Below are 14,144 nucleotides of genomic sequence, written 5' to 3' on the forward strand. Positions count from 1 at the left end.
ACGGCGGTCCCGCCGCCGGCCGACCCGGCGCCCGCCGCCACGCCGCCGCGGACGCGCCCGGAGCGCCCGTCGCCGGCCGCCGTCGTCGTCCCCGTCGTCGACCCCGAGCCGCCCGCCCCGGCCACCACCCCCGCGAGCCCGACCCCGACCCCGAGCCCCACCCCGACCGGGTCGCCGAGCCCGAAACCCACGCGCAGTCCCACGCGCCCGGCCGTCCCGGTGCCGACCCCGACCGCGAAGCCGTCCCCCTCGCCGACGTACGCCTCGACCGAGGACCTGTCGCTGACCGCCGGACTCTTCGAGTACTTCGGGCCGCACCACCACGTCGAGATGGTGGTGACCGCACCGATCCCGGCGGTGGTGACCCTCGACGTGCGTGGCTACCAGAGCCACACCATGCACACCGACGTCGGCTTCCCGACCGCCACCTGCACCCCCGGGCCGACCGTGGACGACCGGACGGTCCTGACCTGCCCGCTCGAGCCCGGCACCGGCGTGCTCGCGGTCGACCTCGTGGTCAGCACCCGGCTGGACCTGCGCGCCCGGATCGCCGCCCCGGGCAACGGCGACCCCCAGCCCGAGAACGACACCTGGACCTACCTCGAAGGGTGACGCCCACCGGCGGCGTCAGTCCAGCAGGCCGAGCGCGTAGGCGCGGGACACCGCCTCCTCGCGGGTCGTGGCGCCGAGCTTGCGGTAGAGCGCCTGCAGCTGGGTCTTGACCGTGTTCGTGGAGACGAACAGCGCGGCCGCGATGCTGTCGCGGGGCAGCGGTCCCCGCAGCATCTCGAGGATCTCGCGCTCCCGGCTGGTCAGCTGCACCACCTCGACCGACGCCGGGTGGACCGGGCCGCCCGGCACCAGCTCCAGCAGCCGGGGCCACGGCGCCCGCAGGGTCAGCTCGTCGCCCGCCGTCCGGGCGGCGGCGGTGCGGTCGGCCCGGCGGTGGGTCTCGGCGGTGAGCAGCAGCGCCTCCATCCGCAACCGGCGCGGGCTCGTGGGCGGGTGGGCGACCGCGGCGAGCTCCGCGCCGGCGACCTCGAGGTCGCCGGCCATCAGCGCCAGCCGCCCGCGCACCAGCCGGGTCGCCGCACTGTCGGTCATCCACTCCAGGACGGTCGCGGCCTCGGTCGCCCGACCGGTGGCGAGCAGCAGGTCGAGCTCGGCGGTGTCGAGGGCGCAGCGGGCCATCGAGCCGACCGGCGCCCGCAGCGCGTGCTCGGCCCGCTGCTGCCGGAGCACGTGCAGGGCCTCGGAACGCGCCGGGGTCATCAGGGCCAGCTCGGCCCCGACGGCGGCCACCAGGTACCAGAGGTCGCCCGCCAGCCCGGTGCGCGACACGGCCGCCAGCTCCCGACCCGCCTCGGCGAGCTCGAGCCGGTCCAGGGCCCCGATGGCGCGAGCCAGCCGGTGGGCGTCCGATTCGTCGGGACCGGCCCAGCCGCTCCAGGTGGCCAGCGCCTGGTGGTCGGCCTCCAGCGCGGCGGCCAGCGCCAGCAGCGCCGCCGCCTCCGTCTCCCCGGCCAGCGCGGCGTGGGCGCGCAGCCACCACCGGCGCGCGGACGCCACGTCGCCGGCCTCAAAGCAGGCCAGGCCGGCCTCCAGCGCGAAGCGTCGTACGACGGCCGCCTCGGGCCGGCCCGCCGTGAGCAGCGCCTCCCCCCGGCGTACGGCGTCGCGCGCGCCCGGGAGGTCCCCGCGGCGGCGGCAGGCGAGGACCCGGACCGTGCAGGCCGCGAGGTCCGGCCGGGTCGTCCCGGGCGCCGGCTCGACCGCCGGGCCGACGAGGCCCTCGACGCGCAGCTGGGTGGCCAGCGGACCGGCCTCGACCGGGTCGTCCGCCAGCGTGGTCAGCAGGTCCGCGAGCAGGGCGGGGTCGTCGCGCAGCAGCTCCCACCACCGCAGCCGGAGCACCGTCCCGACCAGGTCCGCGCCCCAGGCGTCCAGGCCCACCCGGCGGCGCAGCACCTCCCGGAGCGCGGGCGCGGTCCGGACCAGCAGCCCGTCGTCGGCCACCTCGACCGACCCGACCTGCTCGAGGTCCGCGAGCGGGTCGCCGGCGAGCCGCGCCAGCAGCGGGGCCAGGATCGCCGACGGGACCGCGGTGTCCGCCACCGTGGCGAGCACCTCGAGCCCGAGCCCGCTCCCCACCTCGTCCAGGCGTACGCCGAGGGCGGCGCGCGCCCGCTCCCGCGACCAGCCGCCGCCGGCCCCGGGCAGCGGCAGCCCGCTGACGACGGTGCCGACGTGGCCGTCGGTCCAGGCCAGCAGGTCCTGCGGTGCCGGCACGTCGACCAGCTGCAGCAGCTCGTCCGCGTCCAGGGCGAGGTCGGCCCCGGTCAGCACCTGGCTCTCGACCTCGGTGCGCAGCCGGAGCACCGAGGCGTGACCGGCCCGCAGCGCCACCACCAGGTGCAGGGACGACGACCCGCGGACCCGCTCGACCAGGGTCCGGAGCCCGCCGGGTCCCAGGGCGTCGGCCCGGTCCACCACCAGCGCGGTCCGGCGACCGCTGGCGACCAGCGCGGACGTCAGGGACGCGAGAGCGGAGGCGTCCGCTCCGCCGGAGGCGGCGTCGTACCACGCGACGCTCTCGCCGCGCCCGCGCGCGGCCGCCGTCCACTGCGCCGCCAGGGTGGTCTTGCCGGCTCCCCCGGGCGCGTGCAGGACGGTCAGCGGGAGCCACTGGTCCAGCCGCTGCAGGAGCCGGGGTCGCGCACGGGCCGACGGCGGGAGCCGCGGCAGATCGGTCAGCTGGTCGGGGGGCAGCTCGCTCACGCAGCACAGACGGGCTTCGGGCGCTGGGCTTACGCGGCGCCTCGACCGGTCTGGTCCACCGGTCCGGACGCGACGACGGGCGGGAGGCCCCGAGGCCTCCCGCCCGTCGTCGTCACGCCTTCCCGCGGGCTACTTCAGGCGGACCGTCCGCGCCGGCGCCGAGCTGGACGCATAGCTGCCGGTCGCGGTGAAGGACACCGTCACCGTCAGCTTCCTGCCCTGCGCCCGCGCCTTGGTCGGGACCTTCAGGCTGACCTTGCCGGAGGCCGGCAGCGTCACCGTGCGGGTCAGGCTGGCGCCACCCCGGACCTTGACGGTTAGCTTGCCGGTGACCGGCGTACCGGCGACGGCACCGCTGACCGACGCGACGACGGACAGCTTCCGGCCCGCCTTCACGGACGAGGCGACCTTGACGGCCGTCCGGGTCGCCTTCCGGGCGACCGTGTACGGCGCCGACGCGACCGCGGACGCCTCGGCGTCGGCGGAGCCGAGGTACTGCGCCGTGACGGCGTAGGACCCGGCGGCCAGCGTCGCCGGCAGGCGGTACGACGCCCGCCCGGACCCGTCGACCGGGACGGTGACCGTCCGGCCGCCGAACGTGAGCCGGACGTCGCCGCCGCCGACCGCGTCGCCGACGGAGACGCTCGCGGTGACCGCGGACGCCCCGAAGGTGCTCGACCGGGCACTGAGCCCGAGCGCGACCGTCGGCGCCGACTTCGCCAGGGTGAACGAGACCGGCACGGAGGCCGAGCCCGCCGTCACGGCGGTCTGAGCGAAGGTCGCGGTGAGCGCGTGCGTCCCCGCGCCGAAGCCCGGCACCTCCAGCGTCGCGACGCCGTCCACGACGTCAGCCGTGCCGAGCACGACCTCGCCGTCCAGGAAGGTGACGGCTCCGGTGGTGACGCCGCCCGCGACGGTGGCCGTCAGGGTGACGGGCTGCCGCAGCGCCGGGGCCTCGGGAGATGCCTTCAGCACGGTCGTGCTGCTGTCACGGACCCCGAGCGCACCCGTCGACACCCGAGCGGTGGCGGCCGCGGTGGCGGTCACCCGGAGCGCCCCCCGAGCGGCATCCGCCGGGACGGCCAACGCGGCGACGACCGTGCCGGACGCGTTCGCGACCGCGGTCACCGGGGCGACCCCGGTCGCCGTGAAGGTCACGGCCTCGCCGGAGCGGAACCCCGTGGCCGACACGTCGGCGGACGTGCCTGGGGTGGTGTTCTCGGGGACGGCGACCGCGCCGCCGGCGAGCACGCCCGCCAGCTCCTCGCAGACCGCAGCAGGGGCGCCGTACGCCGGGAGCGGCGCCAGCGGCGGGCGAGGACTCTGCGGGTTCTGCGGGTTGGTGACCGGCAGCTGCCCGTCGTCCTCGCGCACCGTCATGAAGGCGAACGCGTTCTTGCCCTGGACCGCGTGCGAGACGTTGATGACGCTCGCACCGAGCACGCTGCCGTTGGTCTCGCTCGGCGCGGTGTCACCCTGCACCGAGGCGGTCACGACCTTGCAGGTCTCGCCGGGCGCGAAGGTCACCTTCTCCATGGTGGCCCCGGCCCGGGCCGAGGTGGACCCGAGCAGCGACACGTAGCCGGTCACCGGGACGGCGGCCGGGGCGTCGAGGTAGACGGCCAGGTCGACGGTTCCCGGTGCGTTGCCCTCCTCGGCGCTGGGGGCGTACACGTTGACGACCCGCTCGGTCTTCGGCGCGGCCGTGCCCACCGAGGAGCGCTCGAGAGCGAGGTCGGACAGGTAGACCCCGCCCGTGGCCACCGCGTCGGCACCGGTGGCGGCCGTGAAGCGCACCTCCCGAAGGTCCCCGGCGTCCAGCCCCGCGCCCGTGAGGGTCGCGAGCGGGACGTTGACCTGCTGCAGCACGACCTTCTTCAGCGTGGTCGTGGCAGCGGAGCCCGCAGAGGTCGGCATCCGCACCAGGGCCAGCGGGTTGAGCGCCGAGACCAGGGAGCTCCAGCTCGCCCCCCGACCGTCGACGACCGTCATGGTCAGGTCGGTCCCGGTGGCCACCGACTCGTCGGCGGCCACCTTGACCGACAGCCGCTCGTAGGCGGTCGCGTTGCGCTTGCCGGCGGGGACCGCGACGCGAACCTCACCGGTGGCGGAGGTCCAGGTCATCCGGCCGACCGGCGTGGCGGGAACGTTGGCGCCGTACGTCGCGGGCGTCCAGTGCGGCACCTGGGCCGAGGCCAGCGTGGTGGCGCAGGCCGGCAGCGACTGCGGGGACGTGCGGCCACTCAGGCTGGCGCACGGGCCGACGGTCGCCGTACCGAACGGACGGACCAGCGAGGACGCGTCCTCGAAGGTGGCGATCGTCGAGCGGGCCGACGACGGCGCGGTCGCGGTGGTGCGCACGTCCTCACCGTTCAGGGCGGCGGGGACCGCACCCGTCCCGTCGAACATCGGCAGGAACTGCTGCTCGGCGCCCAGGGTGAGCCGGAACCAGGCCGTCATGTACGACGTGCCCTGGTCGTACTGCTCCTGCGCCGACATCCGGATCGACGTCGCGGCGGTCGAGGGCGCGGTGCCACAGGTCGCCTCGGTCGCCCGGGCCGACGTCGGGTCGGTGCCGCTCCAGTCGTCGCTGACGGAGTAGCGGTAGAGACCCGGGGTCCACACGGTGTTGTAGAAGTTGTGGTTGGCGCCCATCACCCAGGTGCCGGAACGCAGCACGTCGTCGCCGAACGCATAGCGCGAGTCGTCGAGCATGTGCTGGCCCTGCTGGTTGGAGACGTCGCCGTCGCAGTAGGGCAGGAGCACGTTCATCGGGACGTTCGGGACGGTCATCCGGCCGAAGTCCACCGGGGCGAGCGGCAGGATCGACTTGATGGCCCAGGGCTGGGCGAGCGCCTGGTTGAGGGTGGCCGCGGAGGTGACACCCTCACCACCCCGCGAGTGGCCCATCATGCCGATGGTGCTGAGATCGAACCGGCCGACCAGGTTGGCCGCGGTGACGGTGTCCAGGTCCGGCGCGGTCTCACCGACCCAGCCCGCTCGACGAACGGCGTACGACGCCGCGCCGTCGGTGAGCGCCTGCGCCAGGGTGACGTCGCGCGCGGTGAAGGCGTCGTAGTAGCTGACCGGCTCGCCCTTGGTGGCCTTGTCGAGCATGGTCAGGGTGTCGAGCAGCAGCTGGCCGCGGGCCTGGGCGCCGCGGTCCGGCGCCAGCTCGTTGTCGTTGGAGTTCACGGCGTTGGCCGAGATCGAGACGACCGCGTAGCCGCGGCTGGCCAGGGCCCGCGCGGTGCCGTCGTACCCGGCGTAGCTCGGGATGGACAGCCGCCCACTGTTCTCGGGTGACGTCGTGCAGGGCCACCGCGCGGGGTTGGTCGGGGTCCCCGTGACCGCCGTGTAGCAGGACGTGTGCCGGCCGTGCAGCAGCAGCACGGTCGGGCGGGCACCGCCGGTGGTGGGCAGGTAGATCTTGCCTTCCAGCTCTCCGCGGACCCCGCCGATCGCCGACAGCGGGATGGCCTGGTCCCCGAACTTGTAGATCGACTCGGTCCAGTCGTAGCTGCCCGGCGCGGCCGGGTCGGTCTCGAGGGCGGCCGCCGCGCGCGCCACCTCGGGCACGCTGACGGCCCGGCTCGGCGTCCCGTCACCGGCGACCGACTGGCTGGCCCAGCCGGCGTCGGCCTTGCCGGCCGAGGCGACCTCCGGGTCGGTGGTGAAGACGCTGAGGGACTTGCCGTCGGCGGCCTGGGTCGCCAGGCCGACGGTCTCGCCGTCGACGACGATCGTGGGGGCGTCGGACTTCATCGGCAGCGGCCGGTCGAGGTCGACGGTGACCAGGTAGCCGCCAGGGGCGCGGCTCACGGTCCAGTCGTCGCCGGCGGCGACGGTGCCGCCGGTCGGGTCGGCCGCTGAGGCGGGGGCCGGCAGCAGGCCGGCGAGCGGGGTGGCGAGCAGGGCGGCCGAGAGGCCGAGCCCTACGCGCCGTCGGGCGACGTGGCGCACGATGTGGCTCCTGAGGAGTCCGGTCGCCGCTCGGTCGCGGCTGCTCTGACGCGGACCCGACGGCGAGGAGAGAGACGGGCGCCGTGAACCTAAGGAGGTCTCTTTACGACGGCGCGTCGATCGTGCGTCGGCCGTGTTTCGGGTTGTCAGGTTGCATGACGATCTCCGACGAGCGCTCAGCCCCCGGCGAACGGCGGCAGCAGCTCGACCGACGAGCCGGGCTCGACCAGCAGCGTCTCGGGGTCGGCGGAGCCCACCGGCCGGTCGTCGACCAGCACCGAGCAGGCCCGGACGACCTCCCCGAGAGTCGTGCCGGGGTGCAGCTCGACCACCCGGCGGACCACCTCGGCCAGCCGGACCGGACCGCTCACCGGCAGCTCGTCCTGCGCCACGCCGGCTGCCGCCTTGGCGGCGGCCCAGTAACGAACGCGAATGAGTTCGGTCTCATTTGACCCAACTCCACCCGATGTGTCCGTCACGTTTCGGTATTCTTCCCTAGAGCATCAAGACCGAGGCCCAGCGTTGCGTTTCGGTTCCCGCCCCATTGTCGGGAGGAAACCCAGATGAGCACCCTGCTTCTGCTGACCAGTGCCCTGCAGCCCTCGGCCGAGGTCCTGCCCGGTCTCGCCCTGCTGGGCCACCAGGTCAAGATCCTCCCCGCCGAGGGGAGCGCCCTGCTGGAGGCCCCGGACTCCGACCTGCTGCTCGTGGACGGCCGTCAGGACCTGGCCCACGCCCGCGACCTGTGCCGGCTGATCCGCACCACCGGCACCGACGTACCCGTCCTGCTCGTCGTCACCGAGGGCGGCCTGGCCGTCGTCAGCCACGACTGGGGCATGGACGACGTCGTCCTGCACACCTGCGGCCCCGCCGAGCTGGAGGCCCGCATCAAGCTGGCCATCGGCCGCCTCAACGCCCGCCGCGAGGCCGCCGACCCCGACGCCCACGTGATCCGCTCCGGCGAGGTCGTCGTCGACGACGCGACCTACACCGCCAAGGTGGGCGGTCGTGCCCTTGACCTGACCTTCAAGGAGTTCGAGCTCCTGAAGTTCCTGGCCCAGCACCCCGGTCGCGTCTTCAGCCGCCAGCAGCTGCTCCAGGAGGTCTGGGGCTACGACTACTTCGGCGGCACGCGCACCGTCGACGTCCACGTCCGCCGCCTCCGCGCCAAGCTCGGCCCCGAGAACGAGACCCTGATCGGCACCGTCCGCAACGTCGGCTACCGGTTCGTGCTCCCGACCAAGGAGACCGCCAAGGCCGAGGCCGACGCGCGCAGCACGACTCCGGCCGGGGAGTCCGTCGACGCCTGAGGTTCGATCCGTGGGCCTAGGCTCGCGGACGTGAGCATCGAGGAGATCGCCGCCGAGGCCGAGGCGTACGACGGCGCCGCGCCGCTGGACGAGGCCACCCTGCTGACCCTGCGCCACCACCCCGAGCGGGTGCGCGCGCAGGAGGACGCCGACGGGTTCGCGCTGCTCGTCGACCGCGAGCTGAGCCTGGTCGTGCGGCCGGACGCCCGTGGGCGGGGTCTGGGCCGGGGCCTGCTCGAGCGGGCGCTGGCCGACGCCGGGGACGGCGAGCTGCTCGCCTGGTCGCACGGCCACCACCCGGCGGCCGCGGCGCTCGCGTCGTCGTACGGCTTCACGCAGGTGCGGGACCTGTGGGTGATGCGCCGACCGCTGGGCGACCTGCCGCCGCTGCCCTCGTCGGACGTCGAGGTCCGCGGCTACCGGCCGGCGGACGCGGCGGACGTCGTCCGGGTCAACGCCGCCGCCTTCGCCCACCACCCCGAGCAGGGCGCGATGGACGAGGCCAATCTGGCCGAGCGGATGGCCGAGGACTGGTTCGACCCGGCGGGGCTGCTGATCGCCGAGCGCGACGGCGCCGTCGTCGGCTTCCACTGGACCAAGCACCACACCCCCGCGCTCGGCGAGGTGTACGTCGTCGGCGTCGACCCGGCCGCCCAGGGCGGCGGGCTCGGCAAGCTGCTGACCCTCGCCGGCCTGCACCACCTCGCGGCCACCGGGCACACCGAGGTGCTGCTGTACGTCGAGTCCGACAACGCGCCGGCCGTCCGCGTCTACTCCGGCCTGGGCTTCACCCATGCCCCCGCCGACACCCACGTCCAGTACCGCCGATAGTCCCTGACCGTCGGCAGGCTCCGGGCCTGCGGAAGGTCGGGGACTATCGACTCAGCGCAGGCGCGGGCGGACGTGCAGGCCGACCTCGGGGTCGACCACGACCTCCTGGGCGGCGACCAGGCCGTCGACCTCGAGCGTCGCGTCGAGGGCCACGTTGCGCTTGACGAGCGCGAGGGCGATCGGGCCGAGCTCGTGGTGGCGGGCGGAGGTGCCGACCCGGCCGATCGCCTTGCCGCCGGCGTCTCCCGCCAGGACCAGGTCGGAGCCGACCGCGGGCAGCCGGTTCTCGGAGCCGTCGAGGTGGAGCAGGGTCAGCCGACGCGGCGGGCGGCCGAGGGTGTGCACCCGGGCGACCGTCTCCTGACCGCGGTAGCAGCCCTTGTCGAGGTGGACCGACGGGCCGATCCAGCCGGCCTCGTTGGGAATCGTGCGGGCGTCGGTGTCGAGGCCGTGGCGCGGCTCGCCCCGGGCGATCCGGAGCGCCTCGAACGCCCAGGTGCCGGCGGCCGGGCCGACCGCGGCGGCGTACGTCGCCAGCTGGTCGCGCGGGATCAGCTCGTAGGCGTCGTACCAGCCGGTGCCGGTGGTCGACGACGGCCGCCAGGTGACCGCCAGATCCTCCACGAGCGTGACCTCGACGCGCATCATGAACCGCATCCGGTCCAGCCAGGCGACCAGGGCCGCGCCGGTGCCGGGCTCGGTGTGGGCGGTGAACGACTCGCCGTCGTCGACGCCGACGAAGGCGTGCTCGACGTGCCCCTGCGGACTGAGCACCAGCGCTCCGGTCCACTGCTTCGGACCGAGCGCGTCGAGGTGCTGGGTGGTCAGGGAGTGCAGCCAGGTCAGCCGGTCCGGGCCGGTCACGCGCAGCACGTCGCGGTGGGAGAGGTCGACGAATCCCTCGCCGGCGTCGAGCAGCCGCTGCTCGCCGTACAGGGAGCCGTAGTGGGCCGCCACGGGCGCGTCGATCCCGTCACCGGCCACTGCTCCGGGAAGGTCGAGCAGGGTCATGACGGGCACTCCTCGCAGTCGCCGAACACGGTCAGGTGGCCCACGTCGGCCACGAATCCCTTCTGGGACCGCAGCGCCTCGACGAACGGCCGCACCAGCTCCGGGTCAACCGACTCCACGCGCCCGCAATTCCGGCAGACCAGGTGGAAGTGGGTGTGCCCCGTCACCGCGTGGTACGTCGGGGCGCGGTCCGAGAGGTGCGCGTGCCGCACCAGGCCGAGCTCCTCGAGGACCTCGAGGGTGCGGTAGACGGTGGAGATGTTGACCGCGGTCGAGTGGGTGCGGACCTCGGCGTACACCTCGTCGGGGGTGGCGTGCCGCAACGTCTCGACGGCGCCGAGGATCAGCTCGCGCTGGGGGGTGAGCCGGTAGCCGCTCCCCCGCAGCCGGGACCTCAGGTCGTCGCTCATGGCCGGTCCCCTCAGGCCCGCTGCAGCCGGGCCCAGGTGTGCGGCTGCAGCTCCTGGCCGGCCATCTCGACGTCGTTGGCGTAGAGCAGGTCGCCCTCGACGTTGCCGTACATGCGGTGGGCCGAGACGACCTCCTTGGCCGTCTCGGTGGAGCCGATCCCGGCGGTGCGCAGCTCGATCTTGCCGCCCTCGGCCTGGCCGTACCAGATCTCGCTCAGCCCGGTGTTGTGCGTCAGCACGACCTCCAGCTTCCCGCCGGGCAGCGCCCGCCAGAAGCCGGTCTCCAGGGCGCCCTCGCGGACCTTCTCGCCCTGCTCGTCGATGATCCACGAGCGGGAGAAGTAGTGGAAGAACGGCCGCCCGTCGTGGGTGAAGATCAGCTCCTGGCCGAACTGGAAGCCCTCGATCGTGGGGTAGTCGCCGTGCCCGTTGCCGCGCCAGGTGCCGAGCAGCCAGGCGATCGGGCCGCAGTCGGGGTGCAGGTTCTCGGGGATCTCGAACGGCATGGGGCCAGTCTAGAGTCGCAGCGTGGTCCGTCCTCTTCTCGTCAAGGTCACCTGCGGCGCCGACGACCCCGAGCGCGCCAACCAGGGCTTCACGGTCGCCTCGCTGGCGGTCGCCGCCGGCGCCGAGGTCTCGCTCTGGCTCTCCGGCGAGTCGGTCTGGGCGGCGGTCGCCGGCCGCGAGGACCCGTTCACCCTCGAGCACGCCGCCTCGCCCCGCGCGCTGGTCGCGGCGGTCCGCGCCGCCGGCACGGTGACGGTGTGCAGCCAGTGCGCGGCCCGGCGCGGCATCACCGAGGCCGACCTCGACGAGGGCGCCCGGATCGCCGGCGCCGCGGTCTTCGTCGAGGAGGCGCTGCGCGAGGGCGTCCAGGCGCTCGTGTACTGAGCGCCCGGACGCCGTCGCCCTACTTCACCCGGACGGTCGCCGCCGTCTTGCTGGGCAGCACCGATGTGGTGCCCGAGTACGACACCGCGTAGGTCCGCTTGCCCTTCCGGGGCTTCTTCACGGTGACCGTGGCGACGCCCCGGACCAGCTTCACGCCGGCCCTGACCGTCCGGCCGCCCTCGCGCACCGAGACCGTGCCGGCCGGGCTCGCGGTGCCGGGGACGGCCACCTTCACGGTGAGCGTCACCGCCTTCCTCCGCTTGTTGTACGACGCCGTCGCGGTCGCCCGCGAGGTGTTCCGCACCACCGCGGTGGCCGCCGAGGTGGCGGTGCCGGATCGACCGAACCTCGTGGGGACGGACATCAGGGTCGGTCCGCCCGCGTAGTAGTCCGACGCCCAGTTCGTCACCCGCACGCTGAGCCGGCGGCCCGCATCCGCGACCGTGGGCCGGTAGGTCCGGCCGGTGCCGACGACCGTCCCGCCGCGCAGCCAGGCGTAGCCGAGCTCGGACCCGGCGCTGACGTTCCAGCTGCCGGACGTCGCCGTCAGCGTGCCGCCGACCACGGGCGAGCCGGTGACCGTCGGCCGGGCGAGTGCGGTGACCTGGTCGGTCAGGACCACGTCGATGCCGCTCGTCCACTCGCCGGCCCGTGCGACCACCGGCGTCGCGGTCGTGAAGTTGGCACCCGTCCGCCACCAGGTGCGGATCAGGGAGTGCTCGTCGTCCCAGCCCTCGAAGCGCAGGCGGTAGGCCTCACCCGGCAGCAGGTCGCGGACCTCGAAGACGCCACCGCGCCCGATGCTGTCGCCGGACACCAGGTTGCCGTCGACGTCGTACGCCTCGACCTGGCCCTCGTAGACGTCGCCGTAGACGCTGGCGACCGTGCCCCGGACGCCGCCGTACTGCTGGATCCGGGTGGTGGGGGCGGTGACCGCCGCTCCGGCGCGGGTGCCGACCGTGGTGCTGCGCGTCGAGTTCCGCGTTCCGCCGAGCCAGGTGTCCAGGTAGTCGAGCTCGTCGTCACCGGAGCCGTCCGTGAAGCCCAGGCGGAACGTCGACAGCGTCGAGTCGTAGCCGTTGAGGGCCAGGGACTCGGGGTCCAGGTCGAGGAGTCGGTAGCGCCCCAGGCGGTCGGTGACCGTGTTGTCCAGGAACTGGAGCTCGGACGACGTGCCCGTGGCGGCGACCGCGCCGACCCGCACCCCGCGCACCGGCTGACCGGCCGCGTCCACGACGAGGCCGGTGACGTCCACGCCGGACGGCTCGGTCGAGGTCGACGGCGCCAGGACGACGTCGCGGCCGGTGACCGCCTGGTCGCGCGCGACCACGATCGGCGCGGCGCTCTCGAGCTGGTCCGCGTCCTTCCAGTACTCCGTCTCGTACTCCTCCTCGGGGTCGCTGAACCGCAGTCGGTAGGAGCCGGGGGCCAGGCGCGCGAGGCGGTAGACGCCGCGACGGTTGGTCCGGACCTCGGTGACGTAGTTGCCCTCGGCGTCGTAGAGGCTCGTCTCGATGCCCCGGGCCACCGCGCCCACGGCGTCGGTCACCCGGCCGGTGATCGAGGCGCCGGCAGACAGGCGCACCTCTCCCAGGTCGACGACCTCGGACCCGTCGTAGGTGACCACGGTCGCGCCCGACCAGGTCGGGGCGTCGGAGTACCACTCGGTCGCGTACTCGCTGCGGTCGTCCTCGAACTCGACGAGCCACGGACCGGTGCTGGGCGTCAGGTAGAACCGGCCCTCGCGGTCGGTGGAGGTGTTGCTCCAGTCGCCATCACCCGCACCCTCCGGGCGGTACGACGTCACCCGCACGTCGCTGAGCGGCCGACCGTCGGGGCCGGTCACCCGACCCGTGACCGTCGGCCGCAGGGCCAGGTCGATCGTGCCCAGCGAGACCTTCCCGCCGTTCACGACGACCTCGTCGGCGGTCTCGATCGAGTCGGCGTCGTCGTACCACTCGTTGCGGTAGCGGCTGCGGTCCCAGTCGCGCACCTCGAACTTGTAGACCCCGTCCCCGAGGTTGGCCGAGAAGGGGCCCGGACCGTTGGTGGTGACGCGGGTGAAGTAGTCGAAGGCGGTTCCCTCGGAGTTCTCGCGGTAGACGTGGATCTCGCCCCAGAGCGGACGGCCCTCCCCGGTCACCGTCCCGCTCACCTCGTACGCCGGTGCCGCGGTCGCCGTACCCCCGAGGGCCCCGAGGGTCCCCACCGCCAGGGCACCTGCCAGCGTCCACCGGGCGATCCGGCTCGCGCTCCGCTTGGCTCTGTGTTGCTGCACTGTCACTCCTAGTCTTGGCTCCTACCCCCCACGACTCGTGGGACGGTAGGGCCAACCCGCGGCACGTGTCGGGCGATTGGACGGTCCCGGCGGTCACCGCGGGCATCGGTCCAGACCAGCCGCCTGGGTGCGGGGCCGGCCCCCGTTTGCCCTAGGCTCACGGCCCATGAGCGGCGAGCAGCACCCCGGTGACGACGGAGCCGGACGACGCTGGCGGCGCCGGCAGTCGCCGACGTCCGCGACGCCTCCGCCGGCTGTTCCGCCGCCGTCGCCGGAGGAGTTCGCCGCGCTGATGCGCGAGGCCACCACGGCCGCCGAGCAGGCCACGGCGCTGCGGCGCTCCGCCGAGCTCGCGGCGGCCGAGGCGCACGCCGAGCGGCTGGTCGCCGAGGACGCCGCCCGCGAGGCGACGGCGGCGCGCGAGTCGGCCGAGCGGGCGCTGGCCGACTACCGGGCCACCGTCGAGGAGGCGTACGCCGTCCGCACCGCCGCCGAGGAGGCCACGGCCCGTGCGGTCGAGGAGCGCGGGTCGGCCGAGAACGCGGCCACCGAGGCGGTCCGGCTCCGCGAGGAGGCCGAGCAGGCCGCTCGCGAGCAGGCCGAGGCCGCCGGCGAGACCGCCCGGCTGCGCGAGGAGGCGGAGCGCGCCGCGACCGCGGCGGCCGAGGCCCG

11 protein-coding genes and 2 pseudogenes are annotated in these 14,144 nt (G+C 74.6%); 5 read left to right on the forward strand and 8 right to left on the reverse strand.

Translation table 11 applies throughout. From position 1 onward, the window contains the following. Window positions 1-203 (reverse strand): annotated as a pseudogene (locus V7S47_RS25565) (hypothetical protein); the annotation flags it as partial. A gap of 16 nt (window positions 204-219) precedes the next feature. Between V7S47_RS25565 and V7S47_RS25570 the strand changes: the two are divergent. After that, a complete protein-coding gene (locus V7S47_RS25570; protein WP_336564254.1) occupies window positions 220-612 on the forward strand; it encodes a hypothetical protein in 393 nt (130 codons plus the stop codon). Between the two features lie 15 nt (window positions 613-627). Here V7S47_RS25570 and V7S47_RS25575 read toward each other — a convergent pair whose 3' ends face one another. From V7S47_RS25575 to V7S47_RS25585, 3 genes are all read right to left on the reverse strand, one after another. After that, entirely contained in the window at window positions 628-2,778 is a 2,151-nt protein-coding gene (locus V7S47_RS25575) for a LuxR C-terminal-related transcriptional regulator (RefSeq protein WP_336564255.1), read from the reverse strand. Window positions 2,779-2,907: 129 nt separating this feature from the next. Continuing rightward, window positions 2,908-6,741, reverse strand: a complete 3,834-nt coding sequence (locus V7S47_RS25580; protein ID WP_336564256.1) for an Ig-like domain-containing protein — start codon at window positions 6,739-6,741, stop codon at window positions 2,908-2,910. A gap of 176 nt (window positions 6,742-6,917) precedes the next feature. Next, the gene (locus V7S47_RS25585; protein WP_336564257.1) at window positions 6,918-7,220 is read right to left on the reverse strand and encodes a MoaD/ThiS family protein; all 303 of its coding nucleotides are present in this window, start codon (window positions 7,218-7,220) and stop codon (window positions 6,918-6,920) included. A gap of 84 nt (window positions 7,221-7,304) precedes the next feature. On the opposite strand from V7S47_RS25585, the gene V7S47_RS25590 reads away from it, so the two are divergent. Together V7S47_RS25590 and mshD are read left to right on the forward strand one after the other, a co-directional pair. After that, the gene (locus V7S47_RS25590) at window positions 7,305-8,051 is read left to right on the forward strand and encodes a response regulator transcription factor (protein ID WP_090859718.1); all 747 of its coding nucleotides are present in this window, start codon (window positions 7,305-7,307) and stop codon (window positions 8,049-8,051) included. 30 nt (window positions 8,052-8,081) lie between these two features. Next, window positions 8,082-8,882, forward strand: coding sequence for a mycothiol synthase (gene mshD / locus V7S47_RS25595; protein ID WP_336564258.1), 801 nt, complete (start codon window positions 8,082-8,084; stop codon window positions 8,880-8,882). Between the two features lie 51 nt (window positions 8,883-8,933). Here mshD and ygfZ read toward each other — a convergent pair whose 3' ends face one another. Genes ygfZ through V7S47_RS25610 form a run of 3 tightly spaced genes read right to left on the reverse strand, consistent with a single transcriptional unit; the run spans window position 8,934 to window position 10,809 of the window. Beyond that, window positions 8,934-9,893 carry a CAF17-like 4Fe-4S cluster assembly/insertion protein YgfZ gene (gene ygfZ / locus V7S47_RS25600; RefSeq protein WP_336564259.1) on the reverse strand — a complete coding sequence of 320 codons (960 nt, stop codon included), beginning with the start codon at window positions 9,891-9,893 and terminating at the stop codon, window positions 8,934-8,936. Beyond that, on the reverse strand, window positions 9,890-10,303 hold the full coding sequence (locus V7S47_RS25605) for a Fur family transcriptional regulator (protein ID WP_336564260.1): 414 nt from the start codon (window positions 10,301-10,303) through the stop codon (window positions 9,890-9,892). Before V7S47_RS25605 ends, ygfZ begins: the two co-directional genes overlap by 4 nt. An 11-nt stretch (window positions 10,304-10,314) precedes the next feature. Next, a complete protein-coding gene (locus V7S47_RS25610; RefSeq protein WP_336564261.1) occupies window positions 10,315-10,809 on the reverse strand; it encodes an FABP family protein in 495 nt (164 codons plus the stop codon). 22 nt (window positions 10,810-10,831) lie between these two features. Here V7S47_RS25610 and V7S47_RS25615 point away from each other — a divergent pair, with 22 nt between their 5' ends. After that, window positions 10,832-11,194 (forward strand): DsrE family protein, encoded by a 363-nt coding sequence (locus V7S47_RS25615; protein ID WP_336564262.1) that lies wholly within the window; start codon window positions 10,832-10,834, stop codon window positions 11,192-11,194. A gap of 19 nt (window positions 11,195-11,213) precedes the next feature. Here the strand turns inward: V7S47_RS25615 and V7S47_RS25620 are convergent, their stop codons facing one another. Further along, a complete protein-coding gene (locus V7S47_RS25620; RefSeq protein ID WP_336564263.1) occupies window positions 11,214-13,472 on the reverse strand; it encodes a carboxypeptidase regulatory-like domain-containing protein in 2,259 nt (752 codons plus the stop codon). A 166-nt stretch (window positions 13,473-13,638) separates the two neighbouring features. Here V7S47_RS25620 and V7S47_RS25625 point away from each other — a divergent pair. Continuing rightward, window positions 13,639-14,144, forward strand: a pseudogene (locus V7S47_RS25625) (hypothetical protein); the annotation flags it as partial.

The organism is Nocardioides sp. CCNWLW216 (assembly GCF_037120545.1).
Lineage (GTDB): Bacteria > Actinomycetota > Actinomycetes > Propionibacteriales > Nocardioidaceae > Nocardioides > Nocardioides lianchengensis.